The sequence below is a fragment of the Thermobrachium celere DSM 8682 genome, assembly GCF_000430995.1.
GTDB lineage: Bacteria > Bacillota > Clostridia > Clostridiales > Caloramatoraceae > Thermobrachium > Thermobrachium celere.
Genome location: NZ_HF952039.1, coordinates 1 through 20,702, shown reverse-complemented (window position 1 = coordinate 20,702; position 20,702 = coordinate 1). Strand labels below are relative to the sequence as shown.

Below are 20,702 nucleotides of genomic sequence, written 5' to 3'. Positions count from 1 at the left end.
TAGGAGGGTGAAATATGGAAAAGAAACATGAATACTATGATGTTGCTATAATAGGGGGAGGAGCAGCTGGGTTAACAGCTGCAATATACTGTGGACGTGCAAGACTTAAGACAATATTATTTGAAAAATCGCTTTTAGGTGGACTAGCTACCTATACAAGTGAAATAGAAAACTATCCAGGCTTCCCAGATGGAGAGACAGGAACAGGATTAATGAACCTTTTTACAAAGCAGGCTAAGAAGTTCGGAGTAACTATTAAGCAGACAGATGTAAAATCTGTTAATTTAGAAGGGAAGGATAAAATACTAGAGACATTTAGAGTAATATATCATGCAAAGGCAGTTATAATAGCAACAGGAGGAAAGCCAAGACTAACAAAGGCTTTAAATGAAGAAAAATTTTTATATGATAAGGGAATTTCCTTCTGTGCAACCTGTGATGCTGCATATTATACGGATAAAACAGTAATGGTTATAGGAAGTGGAGATGCTGCTATAGAGGAGGGAATATTCTTAACAAAGTTTGCTAAAAAGGTTATAGTATCTGTTATTCATGATGTTGGTATTATGGATGCCAATAAGATAGCACAAGAACAGGCTATGAATAATCCTAAGATGGAATTTATATGGAATACAATGGTTCACTCCTTTGAAGGAGAAGAAAGGTTAAACAAGGTTGTGCTAAAGAATGTCAAGACAGGTGAGTTAATTGAAGTACCTGTAGATGGATGCTTCTTATTTATTGGATATGAACCAAACACAGAGATTTTTAAAGGGCAAATTAATATGAATAAGAATGGTTATATCATAACTGATGAAAATATGCAGACAAATATAGATGGAGTTTTTGCAGCAGGGGATGTTAGAGCAAAGGCTATAAAGCAGGTTGCAACAGCAGTTGGGGATGGTGCAATTGCTGGAATTATGGCAGAGAAGTATGTTGCAGAATCTGAGCTTTTTGAAAAGGAAATAATGCAGAAGGATAAAATAGGACTTATATATCTCTGGTCTCCAATAGATGAAAAGAGTAGAGAAAACTTAAAGATTATTGAAGACATTGAAAGGGAATATAGGGATATATTAAAGGTATTTAAGATAGATGTTTATAAGAATGCTACACTTGCTGCAAGACTAGGAGATGTTGAAGCACTTACAATATATTACACAAAGGATGGTAAGGTTGTAAAGAAGGACAACAATATTGAAAAGGCTTCAATAATTGAAAATATAAAGGCATTAGCATAATATTTAGGCACCCCATGAAGTATTTTATATTCTTCATGGGGTGCCTAATTTATCATTTCTGTAAACTTTGTTTAAATCTAAAATAGAATACAAAAGCGATAATCTGGCATATTGTTGCAAATACAATTGTTAATAATGTGGATATTTCATATAAATATCCCATAGCAACACTTCCTACTAACATTGATATTCCATATATAGTGTAGAAAATTCCATAGGCTCTTCCTCTTATATCCTTTGTTGTTATATCAGCTATTGCAGCCTTTAGTATAGTTTCGTGAATGCTCATTATAATTCCCCAAAGCATAACTGATACAACTGCAAGATAAGTATTTTTAGAAAATCCTAAAATTACAAGCCCTATTGAAAGAATTGGTACAAATATAAGCGCTCTAAATCCTTTTTTATCGTAATACTTTCCTATTATAAGGGCAAACAATCCATCAAGTGCCATTGCAACTGCATACAGTGTAGGGATTATCCCTTCTAATATTATCTTTTTATTCAAGAAGTGGTAAGACAATATAGGGAAGTTTACAAAACCTACTATACTAAAGAAGATAAATAGAGAGTAGTTTATAAACTTTTTAGTGTAAACAGCCTTATTGTTTTTAAGTTCAGTTTTTATTTCTGATTTAACATCTTCTTCAAGTTCTTTTGGATTAGGAACTCTAATTCTTGCAAATATAACAAAGGCAATAGTTAAAAGTGCTGGTATTAACATAAATTTAAAGCCTGCTTTATATGTTCCTGTAAGTGTTAGGGCGAAAGTAAATACAAGTGGACCAACTAGAGCACCAAGTTGGTCAACAGCCTCTAAAATTCCAAAACCAAAACCAGTTCCAACGTGTTTAGTTGCATGGGATAGCATTGAACTTTTTCCTGGACTTCGTATTGCTTTTCCAAGTCTTTCACATAGTACAAATATAGCAGCAACCTTCCAAGTGCTTGAGAAACCTAGTAGTGGAACTGATAGTAAAAGAGCATATCCAAGAATAGTAATTGGCCAGTCAAGGCCAGTTTTATCAACAAAGTAGCCTGAAATAAGCCTAAAAGTATACCCTAAAAATTCCCCAAGTCCAGTAATAAGTCCTATTATAGTTGCAGTTGCTCCTAAGGATGCAAGATATGTTCCATATACGCTTCTTGCACCTTCATAGGTAACATCACCTAAAGCACTAATTATTCCAAATAGGATGATAAACTCAATAGCAATTTTTTTCTTGTCCTTCAATTTAATCCCTCCTTTACTTGCTATGAATATTATAATATTTTATACTTATTAGTACAATAGCTTATGGAAATAATATATGTAAAATAAGAATTTTTTAACACTAAATTAACTTTACAAGCAATATATTTATATATTATTATATGATTAAATAATTCTGTGGGGTGATAATATGAGAATAGCAGTTATATCAGATATTCACAGCAATATATATGCTCTTGAAAAGGTACTTGAGGATATAGAAAAGAGAAATGTTGATTTGACAGTATGTTTAGGAGACCTTGTTGGATATGGAACCCATCCAAACGAAGTAATCGAACTTATTAGAAAGAAGAACATACTAACGATAATGGGAAACTATGACGATGCGGTTGGATTTGAAAGAATGGTTTGTGGATGTGATTATCCAGATCCAAAGGATGCTGAAAATGCTGCAATTTCATTAAATTGGACAATAGAAAATACAAAAGAAGAAAATAAAAGATTTTTAAGAGCTCTACCCAAAGAAGCAGTTTTAACCTTTGAAGATAGAACGTTTATATTTGTTCATGGAAGTCCAAGAAAGATAAATGAATATTTAAAGGAAAATTCAAAGGAAGCAGAAGAGGTTATGGGGGAAATAAGCCACGATATTTTAGTATGTGGACATACACATGTACCATATTTTAAAAGATACTATAACAAGATGTTAATAAACTCAGGTAGTGTTGGTAAACCCAAAAACGGTAGACCAGATGCAAATTATATAATTATAGATGCGGATGATGAGCTTAAGGTTGAAATTATGTATGTACCTTATGATTATGAGAGGGCTGCACAGGACATGGAGGAGGCAGGAATGCCTGAGAGTTTTATAAAGAATATAAGAACAGGAAAAGTATAAGGGGCTTGAAATAAGCCCCTTTTTATATTGATTGATCTTGTGATTTTGAAGCTATATTTTTCTTACCACCAAAGGCAATTAAATATCCAAATAAGATTAATATAATTGGTCCTCCATATGTTTTAAATACTAGTTTAATTGCCTCAGATGTTGATTCAGAACCAAGTACATAGTCAAATCCAGCACCTATAAAACCAGCTACACTTAGTATAAGAGCTATCCATGAGAATACCATAGCTGAAGAATTAGTTTTAAAGAATTTAAATGGTGCATCCATATTTTTCTTTCTAAATGATATATAAGCAACGATTAGGATTATATAAGGTACAACAAGTGATAAAGCTGATAGATCATATAATAATTTAAAGAATGCGTCAATTGATTCAATTCCAAGTAGTGGTACTAAAATCAATATGATAACAATTGCACATTGTACCCATAGAGCATTTTTAAGAGTGCCATCTTCACTCTTTGCTGTTAAAAATCTTGGGAATGTTCCTTCTGGAACTTCAGCAAACATAGCTCTAATTGGTGATTCAATCCATACGATGTATGCAGCAATAGATGTAATTGTAAATATAAATGCATATAGCTGTACAACTATTTTACCATTTATTCCCCAATTTTCAGCTAGTATTTTGTAAACTATATATCCTGCGTCCTTTAGGTTTGCACTCTCAAGTACTTCTGGAGATGCAACAAGGCATACTGCAACAGAACCTATAATATAAGCAAGTGCAATAAATATAGTAGCTATTATTACAGCCTTTGGGAAAGTCTTTTCAGGATTGTCCACTTCTTTTATATAAGTTCCTGCAACCTCTGCACCAGCAACTGCAAATAGTAACCATGAGAATGTAGCAAAATATGATACATCAAACTTTGGAATTGTATTTTCAGCTGTAAATTGAGTTGCTGATGGTGTTCCAGTTAGATAGCCTACTATAGCAAAAACTATAAATATAACTGTTGCAGCTAGTGTGAACTTTCCACCAAAGTCGCTAAGCTTTGCAAAGCGCTTAACTCCTCTTGTTGCAATAAAAGTTAGTAGTATAGCAAGTACAACGCTTAAATATGGAAGTAGATATGCATTTTGGTCTGTAAATCTGTTTTCACCAAATAGTGCCCAAGATGTTGAAACTGGAATTCTAGCAAAAACCATTTGTAAATAGAATAGGTTTGCTATAAAATATGACCATGTTCCAATGAAGGCCCATTTTGGTCCTAAAGAAGATTCAATCCAAGCATAAAGTCCGCCTTCTTTGTCTTGGTTTGCAGATGAAATCTCTGCTATCATGATTGATAATGGGAAGAAGAATAAGACCGAAACAATAAACCATGAAGGAATTGCAGCAGGTCCTAATACTACTGCATTTGATGTTATGTTACCAAATCCAAAAGTTGGAACAAAGGTAAGCATAACAAGGGTCCAAAGACCAAGCTTTTTTGAGTTACTCATGATGGTGTCCCCCTTTAATATAAAATTTATAATTGCTTTAAATTTATTATCTTTTATATGAATAAGATTGTCAATAATTTTAAATTATATTTAAGATAGGTTTCATATTGCAGGTATTTATTAAGGGAATTATAATATTATTAACTAAATACAAAGGGGTGTTAAAGTTGACACAGGAAGAATTAGTAGTAAAAATGTTTAAGGCTTTAGGGCATCCAATAAGGTATAAGATAGTAAAGTTCTTACTAGATGGACCACAATGCGTTTGTAAATTAAATGAGAATATAGAGTTTAGTCAATCAAATCTTTCACAACATTTAAGGATACTAAAGGATGCAGGAATTGTTAAGGGAGACAAGATAGGACTTAATATTCATTATAGTCTAACTTCAGATGAGATAAAAAAACTGTTTGAAGCTGCAGATGGTGTGATTAAGGCTAGATTAAAAATGCTTGAGAAAGAAATCTAAGTATAACAATCCTTGTTAACTTATGACAAATATTTCTGACAAATCTCACCTTGACATAGTTTAATAAAATATATATAATATAAAAGTCAGCACATGGAGAGATGGCTGAGCTGGTCGAAGGCGCGCGACTGGAAATCGCGTATACGGACAAAATCCGTATCGGGGGTTCGAATCCCCCTCTCTCCGCCATGACCGTGCTAGACGGGGAGGTAGCGGTGCCCTGTAACCTGCAATCCGCTATAGCAGGGTTGAATTCCTTACCTAGGTGTAAGCATGTAGGGACTGACCTGGGTAAGTGGTGTTGAAGATTGGGTCCTGCGCAACGGAAATTCATGAACCCCGCCAGGTCCGGAAGGAAGCAACGGTAAGTGAACACTTCCGTGTGCCGTGGGTAAGCCTGATTGGAGCTTACTGCCCAGGTAACGCTTGTAGGCTTACATCGAAGTAAGGTGCACGGTCCTAAAAATAAGCCTTTAGGGCTTTTTTTTTATACTTTTTTAAATTACTATAATTGGTTATAATTATTTAAGGGGTGATAATATGTACAAAGCCCTTTATAGAGAGTTTAGACCGCAAAATTTTAGCCAACTTGTAGGGCAAGAAAATATAGTAAGAACACTAAAAAACCAGATATTACAGAATAAAATACCTCATGCATATCTTTTTTGTGGAACACGCGGAACAGGAAAGACTTCTACTGCAAAGATACTTTCAAAGGCTGTAAACTGCTTAAATCCTAAAGATGCAGAGCCATGTAATGAATGTGAAATATGTAGGGAGATAAATGCAGGAACGCTAATTGATGTGTTTGAAATAGATGCTGCTTCAAATAATAGAGTTGAAAATGTTAGAGAACTAATAGAAGACGTAAAGTACCCACCTCATAGAGCAAAGTACAAAGTATATATAATAGATGAAGTTCATATGCTATCTCAAAGTGCATTTAATGCACTATTAAAAACCTTAGAGGAACCTCCAAGACATGTAATATTCATACTTGCTACAACAGATCCACAGAAGGTTCCCCCTACTATATTATCTAGATGTCAAAGGTTTGATTTTAAGAGAATTACAACAAGGGATATGGTTTTGAGGCTTCGTGAGGTTGTAAATCAAGTAGGTGCTTTATGTGATGATGATACACTTGAATTAATATCACGCGTATCAGATGGAGCTATGCGTGATGCTCTTTCTATATTAGACCAAGCAATAGCGATGTCAGATGGTAAGGTTGAATATCAAAGGGTGTCAGAAATGCTTGGTCTTACGTCAAATGAACATATATTTAAATTAGTAGATTTTATGATAGAAAGAAACATAGAGGGAGCAATAAGGACAATTGATGAAGTTATATTAAGTGGTAAAGATGTTTCGCAGTTTATAAAAGATATGACAAGGCACTTTAGAAACTTGCTTCTTGCAAAGGTAAGTAAAAACCCAGAGGAGATATTGGATTTAAGCAAGGATACTATAAATATGCTAGTAGAACAGTCAAGAAAGTTAAGAAGTGAAGAAATAATGAGGGCAGTTAATCTGTTTGTTGAGGCAGAAAACTCAACTAAGATTACAAATCAATGGAGAATACTTCTTGAAATGACTGTTATAAGGTACTGTAAAAGGGAATATGACATATCCGTTGAAACGATAATGGCAAGGCTTAATACATTGGAGGAAAAGATTAAGGAAGGGGCTTTTATAGTAAGCAATGTAGAAGCAAAACCTCAACCTATTAAGCCTAAAGTAGTTCAGCCTAAAAAAGTTGAAGAAGTTTCAGTAAAGAAGGAAGAAGAATTAGGAGAATTACCTGCATTAGATGTTACTATAAATGAAGTAAGAGCAAGCTGGCATGATATATTAAATTTACTTAAGGCAAATAAAAAGATGATAGTATATGCTTATCTAGAGCCAGGAGATGTTATTGAAACTAAAGGGAATAAAGTGGTTATTGGGTTTGATAAAAGATACTCCTTTAGTAAAGATAATTTAGATAAGGCAGAAAATAAAAAGATAGCCGAAGAGTATTTTTCAAAGGTATTAAAGAAGGATGTAAAGTTAGAGTTTAGAGTTTTAGGAGATCCAATGGATGATGAAATAGATAGATTAAAAAATACATTTGGAGAGGATTTAGTAGAGGTTATAGAGTAGGTGGTTATATGATCAGTATAGAATCAAAGATACAAAATCTTATAGATTTTTTTAAAAATAGAGATGAAATTGAGGCTGTTTTTATAATTGGTTCCTATGGTACAGAATTTCAAATGGAGGATAGTGACATAGATTTTGCAATATTATTTAATAGAGAAGTAGATATTTTAACTGAACTTGAGATAGAAGCAAATATTTCAGACATATTGAAATTTGATAACATTGATTTAGTAAACTTAAAAAAAGCACCAATTACATTACAGAAGAAGACAATAAATGAGGGAAGAGAAATATATGTAAGGGATTTTAATCGGTTTTGTGATTATATAGAATATGTTTATAAAAGATTTAGAGATGAAATATATTTTATAAACAATTTTTATAAAGATTATTTTTATAGAGGTTAAGGTGATTAAGAAATGATTTTTAACATTGATAGAGACAAGATTTTGGTGAAATTGTCTTTTTTACAGGATAACATAAATAAATTAGTTAAGTTGAGTGCTTTAACTGAAGAAGAATTTTTAAGTGATTTTAGAAATGTATATAGTGCAAAGTATTTACTTCAAACATCAATTGAAGCAATGCTTGATATATCAAATCATATAGTTGCAAGAAATAAGTGGGCAAAGATAGAGAGTAACAAAGATAGTTTTGAGGCATTATATAAAAATGGTATAATCCCAGAAGAATATATAGATAAATTTTTTATGATGGCTAAATTTAGAAATAGAATAGTTCATATGTATATCGATATTGACGATAAGGTAATATATAGTATTTTGAAAAATAACATAGAGGATTTAAAAGTGTTTATTGATTGTATAGTACAGAATATGTGATTGAATTTACAAAAACTAACTGGTACAATAAGAGGGTAAAATGAATATAATAAAATGATAGTGAATAAAGGGAGGTTTTTATATGTTTAAAGGTGGAATGCCCCCAATGGGTGGAAATATGAATAATCTTTTAAAGCAGGCTCAAAAACTTCAAAAACAAATAGAAGAAATGAGAGCAAAGCTTGAACAACAAACTGTTGAAGCAACTGTTGGTGGTGGAAAGGTTAAGGCAGTTGCAAATGGTAAGAAGGAAATAGTTGATATAGTTATTGATAGAGAAGTTGTGGATCCAGATGATGTTGAAATGCTACAAGACCTTGTTTTAGCTGCAGTAAATGAAGCTCTAAAGAAGGCAGAAGAAATGATGGCAAATGAAATGGCTAAACTAACTGGTGGCCTAAACATGCCTGGTCTTTTCTAAGGAGTGAGTTAGTTGTTTTATCCTACTAAAGTTGCGAAATTAATTGAAGAACTATCAAAGCTTCCGGGCGTTGGAACAAAAACAGCCCAGAGGCTTGCTTTTTATATCATAAATATGGACAAAAGAGATGTTGAATCTCTTGCTGATGCCATAATAGAAGCAAAGGCATCAATAAAATATTGCTCTGTATGTGGTAATTTAACAGATACAGATCCATGCGTAATATGTTCAAATACAGCAAGGGATAGAAGTACAATTTGTGTCGTTCAGGAGCCCAAGGATGTTATTGCAATGGAGAGGACAAAGGAATACAAGGGTTTATACCATGTTCTTCATGGTGCAATATCTCCAATGCTAGGTATTGGGCCAGATGATATAAAGATTAAAGAACTTTTATCAAGAATGAATGACGAGGTTAAGGAAGTTATCATTGCAACAAACCCAAATGTTGAGGGCGAGGCTACAGCAATGTATATAGCAAGACTTATTAAGCCTCTTGGTATTAAGGTTTCAAGAATAGCCCATGGAATTCCAGTAGGTGGAGACATAGAATATGCAGATGAAGTAACACTACTTAAGGCATTAGAGGGAAGAAGAGAAATATAAGTGCCACCCAGGTGATGTCTTCCTCAAAAAAACTCCTTCAATTCCAATTAAATTCCTTCAAAAGAAAATAAAGTCGTTCAAAAGGGAAGAGTAAATTTAAGGCTCTTCCTTTTAGTATAATTTTAGGATTTCAGGAGAATAGGAAGATAGGGTGTTAGGGTATGGAGTTTTTTAGGGTTTAAGTTATATAGGATTATAGTTGATAAAGAGGATTGATTTGGAATTAGAAATGAGGGAAATCAAGTGTTAAGGAAATAGGGATTTGATAGAGAAAAAATATGATTAAATATCAGAAAAAGATATACCCCTATCTTATTAAAATCCTATTCCCTTATAAATCCTATAACCCTAAAAAACTAATCCCTTACCCACCCTAAATTTTGAACAACTTTATTTTCTTTTTCGATATATTAATTTGGAAAATAAAGGATAAAAATTGGAAATTTTTTTGAGAATTTTGAAGGAGTTTTTTTACTGGTATTATATGGGAGGTAGATTTTTCAAGGGTTTTAAAGGGGTGGTTTTGAAGGAGTTTTTTTGACGATAACAGGTGAAATGTGACATTTTCCAAAATTTGAAGGTGAAGTTTTGAAATTATGTACAATAAAAAAGAGTAAGGTTTTTGCCTTACTTATTTTTCCCAAAAAAACTCCTTCAATTCCAATTAAACTTCTTCAAAATAAAATAAACTTGCTCAAAAAAGGAAGAGTAAATTAAGGCTCTTCCTTTTTGTTATAATATGGTATTTTTTAAAAAATCACATCTATAAAAAGGAATTATATTGTTTGTGTAGAAAGTTTACAAATGGAAATATATTTACAAATTAGGAGTGGATAAAATGAAAAGTGCTATTAAAACTACAGTCTATGCAACTTTACTTTTTGCTTTTTTTATGAGTATATTTTTTTCTCTAATAACCTTATCATTATTTAAGGGAATTATTAAAGGAATATTAGCAGGAATTTTTTTTGGAATATTTATTGGTATTTTTATGTACTTTCAAAATAAAAAGTTTAAAAGGCTTGGATTAGAGATAACAAATGGAAAAGAAATAATTTATAACGGTCCTGCTAATCATTTTACTAAATTTGAAGCAGCAGGTGGATGGCTGTTTTTAACTAAAGATGAACTTATTTTCCAATCACATAAATATAATCTTAGGCCTCATCAAACAATAATTAAGTTATCAGATATAAAAGAATTAAAAAAGAAACTAATTGCTAAATTAATAAGGAAAGGACTTGAAATTGAAACCATAGATGGCAGGGAAGAAGTTTTTGTTGTTAACAATTTGGATGAGTGGATTAGGGTAATTGAAGATGTAAAAATATGAATTAGTTTAATATTAAATAGGAGGGGTTATATGAACTATATAATAAGACCGATAAGGTTTGAAGATGCAGAGGATGTTAATGAAATGAGAAGAATGGATGGGGTTAGGGAAACAATATTAGGAATTAAAAGTGAAAGAATAAATAAAACAGAGGATTTTATCAAAAATTTAGGACCTAATGATTATGTGTTTGTTGCAGAGGTTAATAATAATGGCGTGAGAAAAGTTGTTGGAGTTGTAGGACTTCATGTTAATTCAAATCCAAGGTGTAGACATTCAGCAAGTATAGGGATAATGGTACATAAAGACTATCAAGGTATGGGGATAGGCAAGGCACTACTTGAAGAAGTATTAGACCTTGCGGATAATTGGCTAAAGCTTGTAAGGGTTGAGCTTTGTGTTTTCGTTGATAATGATAGGGCGATAAATCTATATGAATCTCTAGGTTTTCAAATAGAAGGAACAAAAAAATATGCTGCTATAAAAAATGGAAAATATGTAGATGAGTATTTAATGGCAAGATATAATATATAATGTAGAAAAATAACTTAAAAAATATTATATAAAATAAAAGAGTAAGGTTTTTCACCTTGCTCTTTTTTATTTAAAGGTTTGATTTTTTAGATAAGTATATGATTAATATTTCTTATAGAGCTTGAACTATTATGCTTGATACTGCAACTGCAAACCAAACAATTAGGCCTAATAATAGTGGTTTTATACCAGTTTTGAGTATCTTTTTAAAGTCTGTTGAAAGTCCAACAGCAGAAAGTGCCATAATAATCATAAATTTACCTACTGAATTTATATATGAAATAGTTTCCTTAGGGAATAAACCTATTGTATTTAAAATAGAAGCGACTAAAAACCAAATGATAAACCAAGGGAATATTTTATTGAAGCTGTAATTTACAGAGTTATTTTGTTTTGAGTCTTTTTTCTTTTGTAATGATGTAATTATTGCAAAGATAAGTGAGATAGGAATAATCATAGTAGTTCTAGTTAATTTAACAATTGTAGCATAGGCACCAGCAGTATTGCTGTATATATATCCTGCAGCAACAACAGATGACGTATCGTTTATTGCAGTTCCAGCCCAAAGTCCAAAGGCCTTATCATCAAAGCCAAGTATATGACCAAGTGGTGGGAATATAAGTACAGCAATTACATTGAATAAAAATATTGTAGATATTGAGTAGGCCACCTCCATTTCATCTGCCTCTATTATTGGAGATATTGCAGCAATCGCAGAGCCACCACAAATTGCAGTTCCAACTCCTATGAGGGATTTTAATTTATATGGGATGTTAAGAAGTTTTCCGAAAATAAATGCTGTAGCAAACGCTACAATAAGTGTAACAATAGTAACAGATAAAGATTCTAATCCTGTTTGATAAATCTGTTTTATATTTAAACCTGCACCTAAAACAATGATTGCCCATTGAAGAATTTTTTTAGAAGTAAATTTTATTCCTTCTTGAGTGTTTTTAGGTTTTCCTATTGTATTGTTAATTATTATACCTAAAATAATGCCAAATACAGGTCCACCTACTATAGGGAACACTTTCCCAAGTTTATATGATATAGTAGCTAAAATAAAACATAAAGTTATACCACTTAAGTTTTCCTTTATCCACTTCATAATGTCAACTCCTTTATAAGTAATTTTATACTAATAATATAAATATAAGCATTTAAATGAACAATAAAGAATTTATGATAAGATTATAACAATATGTTATAATTAGAATTGCATTTTATATTTATTCTGGGGATGATAGATTTGATGGATGCTAAATTAACTTCATTTATAGCACTTGCAAAATTTAAAAATTATACAAATGCAGCAGAGTATCTTAATTTAACACAACCCGCTGTATCTCAACATATTAAATCCCTTGAGGATTATTATGGGGTTAAACTTTTTAGAAAAAAGGGCAGAAATATTGAACTTACAGATGAAGGAAAAATTTTATTTAAATATGCACAGAATATAGAAATATTATATAGAAAAGCCTTTGATGAAATAAAAAACAAGACTGGTATACAAAAAACATATAATGTTGGTGCAAGTATGACTATTGGTGGATATGTTTTACCAAAGATTATAGCAGAATTTCAAAAGATAAATGAAAATATAAAAATATTACTTGAAGTATATAATACAGAAGATATTGAAGATAAGCTACTGAAAAGAGAACTTGATTTTGCAGTTGTTGAAGGACCATTTGATAGAAATAAGTTCTGTTATAATAAATTTAAAGATGATGAATTGGTTTTAGCTGTATCACCTGAACATTATTTTGCAACACAAAAAGAGGTTGATATTGAAGAAGTTTTAAAAGGGAATTTAATACTTAGAGAAAAGGGTTCAGGTACAAGAAAGATATTTGAGCAAAAATTAGAGGAAATAGGATATAACATAAATGATATAAAACCATATATGGAGATAGGAAGTATCAATGCAATTATATCCTTGGTAGAGGCTAACTTAGGATACACTATAATATCAAAAGAGGCCATAAAAAAGGAATTAAGCATTGGAACTTTAAAGGAAGTTCCAATTAAAGATATTCGTATATATAGGGAATTTAACTTTATATATTTAGAAGAGGCTAAAGATGAATTTATAGGCAATTTTATAGACTTTTGTATAATGAATATAAGTCTAAATGATTATAAAAAATAATTTGATATTAAAACCATAAAGGGAGGTACTATACCTTCCTTAAATTATGCTTAAAAGTGATTTATTTGCTTTATCGCTTGTAACAATTTATTTTATATATTGGTGTTTATTTTATATTTTCATTAATGTATAATATTGTCATAAATTATCAAGAGGTTTGGTGAGGGTATGTTTCGACAGAAGATTAAAGCATTTATAAATAGTATAATTAACCGACAGGTGATTATGTTTTTAGTTTTTGTGTTAGTTTTTCTTCAGCTTTATTTTACAGATAATCTATCTAAAAGGTTTTTAAATGAGGTTGAGAAACAGAGAAGATTAGAGCTGAAGCAGAAGGTAGAAATAGCATACAACGCAATTGAGCCTATATTAGAACAAAAAAGGCAGGGGAAAATTACAGAGGAAGAAGCTAGAAGAGAAGTTGCAAATGTAGTAAGAAGAATGATTTATAAAGATGAATATTCCTACAACTATATATTCATGAGCACATACAATGGAATTTATCTAGTTCAACCATTTCAGCCAGAAAAAGAAGGCACAAATCAATGGAATTACAAAGATCCAACAGGAAAGTATGTAATACAGGAGCTAACAAGGGCTGCAAAATCATCAAAGGATGGAGCATATGTTAAGTATCAGGCATTTCTACCTAATTCTAATGAATATGAAGAAAAACTTTCATATGTTAAAGGAATTCCAGAGATCAATGCATATATTGGAACAGGGGTATATGTAAATAGTGCATTTAAAAATATGAATATAATCTTAAAACAGCAGAGGATTCTCTTTACTTTAACGTCCCTAATGGGTATGCTTTTATTTATTGTTTATTTAATAAAGCTTTCTAAGTTGAATAAGATGTTAAAAAGAGAAGTAGAAAGGAGAAAAGAAACAGAAGAGAGATTGGTAGAAGAAAAAGAAAGGGAAACTAAGCAGAGGGAATATTTGCAGGCTCTTTTTTGTAACTCTCAAGATGGAATAGCAGAGTTTGATAGAGAAGGGTATGTTGTTAATGTTAATGATGCCTTTCTTAAAATGTTTAGTTATACAAGGGAAGAGTGTATAGGTAAGGATATAGACACTTTGGTGGTTCCAAAGGAAAGGTATAAAGAGGCAAGGGAATGTACAGATATAGCCATTAGAGAAGGCATGGTTAATATTGAAACTGTACGTTATGGTAAATATAATAACCCGATAAATGTATTATTAAGAAGTGTATCAATAAGAATAAATGGTAAAGTAGTAGGTGGATATGCAATATACACTGATATAACAGAAATAAAGGATTATGAGAAACAGCTTAGGTATTTAAGTCTTCATGATAGCTTAACCGGTTTTTACAACCTAAATTATTATAACAAGGTTGTAGATGCATTTGAAGGCAAAAAGGGTAGTGTTGTAAGTGTAATATTGGCAGATGTTAATGGGTTAAAATTGATTAACGATACAATGGGACATCAATATGGAGATAAGCTTCTAAAGATGTTTGCAGTGGTAGTTAAAAGATGTATAAAGAATGGAGAAATTTGTGCAAGAATTGGTGGAGACGAATTTGTTATTATAATGCCAAATTATAATGAGGAAGATGCTGAAAACCTTGTTAAGAAAATAAAGAGTGAGATTGAAAAGTTCAATGAAACTCTTGATGAGAAAATATTGACATTGAGTGTAGCGATGGGTTATTCAACAGCAAAGAGGAATAAAACAATAAAAGATGCCATAAAAGAAGCAGATGATATGATGTATAAAGATAAACTTTTAAATAAGGCAAGTAGTAAAAATCAAATAATGAATGTATTAATGGCAACGTTGGCGGAAAAAGACTTTATTACACATGGTCATACAGAAAGGGTAAGGAAAATTTGTGAAAAGATTGCAGACAGAATGAATTTATCTGATGCTAAAAAGAACAATTTACTTCTTCTTGCAGATGTACACGACTTAGGAAAGGTTGCCATACCTGATGATATATTAAATAAAAAGGGTAAATTGACGGATGAAGAATGGGAAATAATGAAGGCACATACTGAGAAGGGATATAGAATTGCACTAAATTCAAATGAGCTATCAAGTATTGCAGATTTGATTTTAAAACATCATGAAAGATGGGATGGTAAGGGGTACCCTCTTGGTTTAAAGGGAGATGAAATACCAATAGAGTGCAGAATTTTAGCAGTTGCTGATTCATATGATGCAATGACAAATTCAAGAGGTTATAACAAAGTAAAAACTCATGAAGAGGCAATAGAAGAAATAAAACGATGTAGCGGAACTCAGTTTGATCCAGATGTCGTTGAAGCTTTTTTAAACATTATTCAAAAGTAAGATCCTTTTCCCCATGCAAAAAAGTTTTTGCATGGGGTTAAATTTATTTGAGATTAATTTATATCAATTTAAAAATTGGTTATTTTTCATTTGTTTGTATAACTTCTCCTAAAAATGTTAATAATCTAAATAAAGAATTTGGAGGAGGGGTTATAATGGATGGACATGTTTCAACTATAGACTTAATAGAAAGAGCAATAAAGGTTATAAGTTCACCAAAGGTTGAAGAAAATAAGGAACTAATGGAGGTAAAAAACGAAATAGAAAGGACACTTTTAGAAATAAAAAACGCACAAGAAATATTTAAATATTCAACTGATCCAGATATAATTGACTATGCAATATTTAAAGAGAAGGCTGAATTTGCAAGGTTGTGTTATTTGTTTAAAGTTGCAAGAAGAATTAATAATATAGTTAATTTTTAAGGCATATACATATAACAAATAAGTTTATAGGGAGGAATATATGCCTTTAAATGTTGATTTTAATGTTGTTATATATGTTTTGATAATATTTCTTCTGTTTATATTTGTAATGGCTTTAAAGGAAAGAGGGTTGTTATTATTAAAGATAATTTTTAAAACAGTGCTTGGTGCAGTAATAATATTTTTAATAAATTTTATAGGACAAAAATTTAACATATCAATCCCACTTAATATTTGGACTTCTGCATGTGTTGGAATGCTTGGAATACCTGGTATTTTGGTGTTGGCATTGATGAAGTGGGCTATATTTTAAAAGGACAAGTTTAAGCTTGTTCTTTTATTTTTGCTTAATAAATGTTAAAGAACTAACAAATTTTTAGACAAGTCTAATTTTTTAGGTAAGTTTATTGACAGGTTTTTGCTAGTCTGTTACAATTTTAATTGTAAATCTGTTGTAATGACAGGCCTTGTGTTATAAGGCATGTACATCCTGTTATAATACAATTGAGGGTAATTATATTATAACAGGTTTGTTCAGAATTTTCTGTTATATAAAAGAGTGTGAAGGGAGGATAAAATTAATGGCAAAGCTAGTTGAAATTCGTTGGCATGGTCGTGGAGGCCAAGGTGCAAAGACTGCTTCACTTTTACTTGCAGAAGTAGCTTTTAATACTGGAAAGTACATTCAAGGTTTCCCAGAATACGGACCAGAAAGAATGGGTGCTCCAATTACTGCATACAACAGAATAAGTGACGAACCTATAACAATACATAGCAATATTTATGAACCAGATTATGTAGTAGTTGTAGATGAAACTTTAATTAAGTCTGTACCTGTTACAGCAGGATTAAAGAAGGATGGTGCAGTAATAGTAAATACTGCAAAATCACCTGAAGAAATCAAGAAGGAATTAAACTTCGACGGAAAGGTTTATACAATAGATGCAAGAAAAATTTCAGAAGAAACATTAGGAGCATACTTCCCAAATACTCCTATGCTTGCAGCAGTTGTAAAGATTACAGGAGTAGTTCCAGTTGAAACATTCCTAAACAGCATAGAAGCTTCATTCAAGCATAAGTTTGCTAACAAGCCTCACGTTGTTCCAAAGAACATGGAAGCTGTTAAAAGAGCACTTGAGGAGGTGAAGGGAAATGAATAAAGAAAGAAAGGTTAACATTACAAATGAAACAACTTGGAGAGAAACTACACCAGGTGGAGTTATTTTAGATGCAGGTAATGCAGAAGACTTCAAGACTGGTGACTGGAGAGCAATGAGACCAGTTTGGTATGAAGATAAATGTAAGCATTGCCTACTTTGCTGGGTTGTTTGTCCAGACAACTCAATAAAGGTTGAAAACGGCAAACTTGCAGGATTTGATTATGACCACTGCAAGGGATGTGGAGTATGTACAAAACAATGTAAGTTCGGTGCCCTTGACTTTGTACCAGAAGAATAATGAGGGGAGGAATTAGGCAATGGCAAAGAGAGTATCTTTAAGTGGTAATGAAGCAGTTGCATTTGGTATGAAACAAATTAATCCAGATGTTGTTGCTGCTTTCCCTATAACACCATCAACAGAAGTTCCACAATATTTCTCACAATTCGTTGCAAATGGTGAAGTTGATACAGAATTCGTAGCAGTAGAATCAGAACACAGTGCAATGTCAGCATGTATTGGTGCTGCAGCTGCAGGTGGTAGAGTTATGACTGCTACAGCATCAGCAGGTCTTGCACTTATGTGGGAAATGCNAGAGAGTATCTTTAAGTGGTAATGAAGCAGTTGCATTTGGTATGAAACAAATTAATCCAGATGTTGTTGCTGCTTTCCCTATAACACCATCAACAGAAGTTCCACAATATTTCTCACAATTCGTTGCAAATGGTGAAGTTGATACAGAATTCGTAGCAGTAGAATCAGAACACAGTGCAATGTCAGCATGTATTGGTGCTGCAGCTGCAGGTGGTAGAGTTATGACTGCTACAGCATCAGCAGGTCTTGCACTTATGTGGGAAATGCTTTATGTTGGCGCATCAATGAGACTACCAATGGTTCTAGCTGTTACAAACAGAGCGCTTTCAGGACCAATTAACATACATAACGACCACTCAGACTCAATGGGTGCTAGAGATTCAGGTTGGATACAATTATATGGTGAAAATGCTCAAGAAGCATATGATAACTTAATTCAAGCAGTAAAAATAGGAGAACATCCTGATGTACAACTACCAGTTATGGTTTGCTACGACGGATTTATAACAAGCCATGCTGTAGAAAATCTTGAAATGCTTGAAGATGCAGAAGTTAAGGCGTTTGTTGGAGAAGAAAGAAAGGCTCCATTTGCTTTAATTGGTCAAGATCCAATATCAATGGGACCACTTGATCTTCCAAACCACTACTTTGAACATAAGAGACTTCAAGCAGAAGCTATGAGAAATGCTAAGAGAGTAATTCTTGAAGTTGCTGCTGAATATGAAAAGTTAACAGGAAGAAAATATGGATTCTTTGAAGAATACAAGATGGATGATGCAGAAGCTGCAATAGTGCTAATCAACTCATCAGCAGGTACAGCAAAGACTGTTGTTGATGCTTTAAGAGCTCAAGGTAAGAAGGTTGGTTTAATTAAGATTAGAGTATTTAGACCATTCCCAGCAGAAGAAATTGTAGAGGCTCTTAAGAATGTTAAGGCTGTTGCTATAATGGATAAGGTTGACGGATTCAACGCTGCAGGTGGACCACTATTTAATGAAGTAGTAAGTGCTATGTATGGAAAAGCAGACGGTAAGATAGTACAAAACTACATCTATGGTCTTGGTGGAAGAGACGTTACAACTTACAATTTTGAAACTGTATTCAACAATCTATTTAATGCTATTGAAACTGGCAAGTATGAAGTTTACAACTACATTGGTGTAAGAGAATAGGAGGTGCCATCATGCCAAATTTAAAGGAACTTTCAGCAAAGAAGGTTAGATTAACTGGTGGACATAGAATGTGTGCAGGTTGCGGTGCCCCAATGGTAGTAAATTGGATACTTAAGGCACTTAAGGATGATGAGAAGGCAGTTATTTCAAATGCTACAGGATGTCTTGAAGTTTCAACTTGTCTATATCCATATACAGCATGGAAGGATTCATGGATACACACAGCATTTGAAAATGCTGCTGCAACAGTAAGTGGTGCAGAAGCTTGCTATAGAGCATTCCAAAGAAAAGGAAAGGTTAATGATACATATAAATTCATAGCATTTGGTGGAGACGGTGGAACATATGATATCGGTCTTCAATCATTATCAGGTGCTATGGAAAGAGGACATGATATGCTTTATGTATGCTACGATAACGGTGCATACATGAACACAGGTATCCAAAGATCATCAGCTACTCCATATGGTGCAGATACAACAACTTCACCAGCTGGTAAGGTAATACCAGGAAAGCAACAATTTAGAAAAGACCTAACTGAAATAATGGTAGGACATAATATTCCATATGTTGCTCAGTCAGTACCTGTAATTCCAGGAACTAAGTACATGTTTGACCTATACAATAAGGCAGAAAAGGCATTCAGCATAAAGGGTGCTAAGTTCATGAATGTATTAACTCCATGTCCAAGAGGTTGGAGATGTGATACAGCAACTGAACTTGATGTTATTAAGGCTGCTGTAGAAACTTGCTTCTGGCCATTATATGAAGTTGAAAATGGAGTTTATAAGCTAAACTACAAGCCAGCTGAAAAGAAGCCAATAACTGAATGGTTAAAGCTTCAAGGAAGATTTAAGCATCTATTTAAGCCAGAAAATGAACATATAATTGCTAAGATCCAAGAAGAAGTAGACAGAAGATGGGAAAGACTTCTTGAACTTTGTGGAGAAAAGTAATTGTACTAAGCTCAGCTTTGGGTTTTACCAAAGCTGAGCTTTTTATATAGGGGATTACCCCTTAAGTTAAAATTTTAAAAGATTTAAGATAAAATGAATAAATTAAGGTTTAAGTTAAAGCCTTTAATGGATTTAGGAATTAAATTAATTAAATTATAAGGTTGTTTGTATGAAATCAATTTTTAAAAATATGAATATAAAATATAAGAATTGAAAATAATAATAATGCAGTCAACATAACCGGGAATGTCAGTATATATAATTTAGTGTAATAAAGAGAAAACATTAAAAATCATAATATAATTTAGCTTAATCATTTCTAATGCTTATGTTATCAGATATGTAACTTGATAATATATAAGAGTCGTCGCGAGGACGACAAAACAAAAGAAAAAAAGATGTTGACAAAATGAAAAAGACGTGATAACATAAATAAGCGTCGACGGTCCTTGAAAACTGAACAGCGAGAGCGAACGTACTTTGAAGCTCAGGTTAGAACATGAGAGTTTGATCCTGGCTCAGGACGAACGCTGGCGGCGTGCCTAACACATGCAAGTCGAGCGGAGGGGATAGGAGCTTGCTCCTTGAACCTTAGCGGCGGACGGGTGAGTAACACGTGGGTAACCTGCCCTTGAGAGGGGGATAACAGGTCGAAAGGCCTGCTAATACCGCATAACGCTAAGATGCCGCATGGCGTCTTAGCCAAAGGTTAATTCCGCTCAAGGATGGGCCCGCGGCCCATTAGCTAG

21 protein-coding genes, 1 tRNA gene, 1 rRNA gene, 1 other RNA gene and 1 pseudogene are annotated in these 20,702 nt (G+C 32.6%); 22 read left to right on the top strand and 3 right to left on the bottom strand.

Annotation, left to right across the window (positions count from 1 at the left end):
• Window positions 1-14 precede the first annotated feature (14 nt).
• On the top strand, window positions 15-1,244 hold the full coding sequence (locus TCEL_RS11690) for an FAD-dependent oxidoreductase (protein WP_018666351.1): 1,230 nt from the start codon (window positions 15-17) through the stop codon (window positions 1,242-1,244).
• A gap of 52 nt (window positions 1,245-1,296) precedes the next feature.
• Here the strand turns inward: TCEL_RS11690 and TCEL_RS11685 are convergent, their stop codons facing one another.
• The gene (locus TCEL_RS11685) at window positions 1,297-2,478 is read right to left on the bottom strand and encodes an MFS transporter (protein ID WP_018666349.1); all 1,182 of its coding nucleotides are present in this window, start codon (window positions 2,476-2,478) and stop codon (window positions 1,297-1,299) included.
• Window positions 2,479-2,647: 169 nt separating this feature from the next.
• On the opposite strand from TCEL_RS11685, the gene TCEL_RS11680 reads away from it, so the two are divergent.
• On the top strand, window positions 2,648-3,358 hold the full coding sequence (locus TCEL_RS11680) for a metallophosphoesterase family protein (RefSeq protein ID WP_018666345.1): 711 nt from the start codon (window positions 2,648-2,650) through the stop codon (window positions 3,356-3,358).
• A 22-nt stretch (window positions 3,359-3,380) separates the two neighbouring features.
• Here the strand turns inward: TCEL_RS11680 and TCEL_RS11675 are convergent, their stop codons facing one another.
• On the bottom strand, window positions 3,381-4,817 hold the full coding sequence (locus tag TCEL_RS11675) for an amino acid permease (protein ID WP_018666343.1): 1,437 nt from the start codon (window positions 4,815-4,817) through the stop codon (window positions 3,381-3,383).
• A gap of 167 nt (window positions 4,818-4,984) precedes the next feature.
• Here TCEL_RS11675 and TCEL_RS11670 point away from each other — a divergent pair, with 167 nt between their 5' ends.
• From TCEL_RS11670 to TCEL_RS11630, 10 genes are all read left to right on the top strand, one after another.
• Window positions 4,985-5,287: an ArsR/SmtB family transcription factor gene (locus TCEL_RS11670; protein WP_018666341.1), complete on the top strand. Its 303-nt coding sequence runs from the start codon at window positions 4,985-4,987 to the stop codon at window positions 5,285-5,287.
• Between the two features lie 95 nt (window positions 5,288-5,382).
• A tRNA-Ser gene (locus TCEL_RS11665) sits at window positions 5,383-5,476 on the top strand.
• A gap of 3 nt (window positions 5,477-5,479) precedes the next feature.
• Window positions 5,480-5,744, top strand: an RNA gene (ffs, locus tag TCEL_RS13275) — signal recognition particle sRNA large type.
• Window positions 5,745-5,827: 83 nt separating this feature from the next.
• Window positions 5,828-7,432 carry a DNA polymerase III subunit gamma/tau gene (gene dnaX, locus TCEL_RS11660; RefSeq protein ID WP_018666339.1) on the top strand — a complete coding sequence of 535 codons (1,605 nt, stop codon included), beginning with the start codon at window positions 5,828-5,830 and terminating at the stop codon, window positions 7,430-7,432.
• A gap of 8 nt (window positions 7,433-7,440) precedes the next feature.
• Complete coding sequence (gene mntA / locus TCEL_RS11655; RefSeq protein WP_018666337.1) at window positions 7,441-7,839, top strand: type VII toxin-antitoxin system MntA family adenylyltransferase antitoxin; 399 nt, start codon at window positions 7,441-7,443, stop codon at window positions 7,837-7,839.
• A 12-nt stretch (window positions 7,840-7,851) separates the two neighbouring features.
• Window positions 7,852-8,274, top strand: a complete 423-nt coding sequence (hepT, locus tag TCEL_RS11650; protein WP_018666336.1) for a type VII toxin-antitoxin system HepT family RNase toxin — start codon at window positions 7,852-7,854, stop codon at window positions 8,272-8,274.
• Window positions 8,275-8,356: 82 nt separating this feature from the next.
• Window positions 8,357-8,695 (top strand): YbaB/EbfC family nucleoid-associated protein, encoded by a 339-nt coding sequence (locus tag TCEL_RS11645; RefSeq protein ID WP_018666334.1) that lies wholly within the window; start codon window positions 8,357-8,359, stop codon window positions 8,693-8,695.
• Window positions 8,696-8,707: 12 nt separating this feature from the next.
• A complete protein-coding gene (recR, locus tag TCEL_RS11640; RefSeq protein ID WP_018666332.1) occupies window positions 8,708-9,301 on the top strand; it encodes a recombination mediator RecR in 594 nt (197 codons plus the stop codon).
• Window positions 9,302-10,139: 838 nt separating this feature from the next.
• Window positions 10,140-10,634: a GRAM domain-containing protein gene (locus TCEL_RS11635; protein ID WP_018666328.1), complete on the top strand. Its 495-nt coding sequence runs from the start codon at window positions 10,140-10,142 to the stop codon at window positions 10,632-10,634.
• 30 nt (window positions 10,635-10,664) lie between these two features.
• Window positions 10,665-11,168 carry a GNAT family N-acetyltransferase gene (locus TCEL_RS11630; RefSeq protein ID WP_018666326.1) on the top strand — a complete coding sequence of 168 codons (504 nt, stop codon included), beginning with the start codon at window positions 10,665-10,667 and terminating at the stop codon, window positions 11,166-11,168.
• A gap of 112 nt (window positions 11,169-11,280) precedes the next feature.
• On the opposite strand, the gene TCEL_RS11625 is transcribed toward TCEL_RS11630, so the two are convergent.
• On the bottom strand, window positions 11,281-12,276 hold the full coding sequence (locus TCEL_RS11625; protein WP_018666324.1) for a YeiH family protein: 996 nt from the start codon (window positions 12,274-12,276) through the stop codon (window positions 11,281-11,283).
• 144 nt (window positions 12,277-12,420) lie between these two features.
• Between TCEL_RS11625 and TCEL_RS11620 the strand changes: the two genes are divergently transcribed.
• The 10 genes and pseudogenes from TCEL_RS11620 to TCEL_RS11575 form a co-directional block, all read left to right on the top strand.
• A complete protein-coding gene (locus tag TCEL_RS11620) occupies window positions 12,421-13,323 on the top strand; it encodes a LysR family transcriptional regulator (RefSeq protein WP_018666322.1) in 903 nt (300 codons plus the stop codon).
• Between the two features lie 225 nt (window positions 13,324-13,548).
• On the top strand, window positions 13,549-15,648 hold the full coding sequence (locus TCEL_RS12925) for an HD domain-containing phosphohydrolase (RefSeq protein WP_018666320.1): 2,100 nt from the start codon (window positions 13,549-13,551) through the stop codon (window positions 15,646-15,648).
• Window positions 15,649-15,695: 47 nt separating this feature from the next.
• Window positions 15,696-16,073 carry a DUF2508 family protein gene (locus tag TCEL_RS11610; RefSeq protein ID WP_040684096.1) on the top strand — a complete coding sequence of 126 codons (378 nt, stop codon included), beginning with the start codon at window positions 15,696-15,698 and terminating at the stop codon, window positions 16,071-16,073.
• 40 nt (window positions 16,074-16,113) lie between these two features.
• Window positions 16,114-16,386: a pro-sigmaK processing inhibitor BofA family protein gene (locus TCEL_RS11605; RefSeq protein WP_018666315.1), complete on the top strand. Its 273-nt coding sequence runs from the start codon at window positions 16,114-16,116 to the stop codon at window positions 16,384-16,386.
• Window positions 16,387-16,654: 268 nt separating this feature from the next.
• Window positions 16,655-17,233: a 2-oxoacid:acceptor oxidoreductase family protein gene (locus TCEL_RS11600; RefSeq protein ID WP_018666313.1), complete on the top strand. Its 579-nt coding sequence runs from the start codon at window positions 16,655-16,657 to the stop codon at window positions 17,231-17,233.
• Window positions 17,226-17,531: a 4Fe-4S binding protein gene (locus TCEL_RS11595; protein WP_018666310.1), complete on the top strand. Its 306-nt coding sequence runs from the start codon at window positions 17,226-17,228 to the stop codon at window positions 17,529-17,531. The genes TCEL_RS11600 and TCEL_RS11595 overlap by 8 nt, the downstream gene beginning before the upstream one ends.
• A 19-nt stretch (window positions 17,532-17,550) precedes the next feature.
• A pseudogene (gene porA, locus TCEL_RS11590) lies at window positions 17,551-17,823 on the top strand (pyruvate ferredoxin oxidoreductase); the annotation flags it as partial.
• Between the two features lie 43 nt (window positions 17,824-17,866).
• Window positions 17,867-18,997, top strand: coding sequence for a pyruvate ferredoxin oxidoreductase (porA, locus tag TCEL_RS11585; RefSeq protein WP_051150586.1), 1,131 nt, complete (start codon window positions 17,867-17,869; stop codon window positions 18,995-18,997).
• 11 nt (window positions 18,998-19,008) lie between these two features.
• The gene (locus tag TCEL_RS11580; protein WP_018666305.1) at window positions 19,009-19,953 is read left to right on the top strand and encodes a thiamine pyrophosphate-dependent enzyme; all 945 of its coding nucleotides are present in this window, start codon (window positions 19,009-19,011) and stop codon (window positions 19,951-19,953) included.
• 495 nt (window positions 19,954-20,448) lie between these two features.
• Window positions 20,449-20,702: ribosomal RNA gene (locus tag TCEL_RS11575) — 16S ribosomal RNA — on the top strand; the annotation flags it as partial.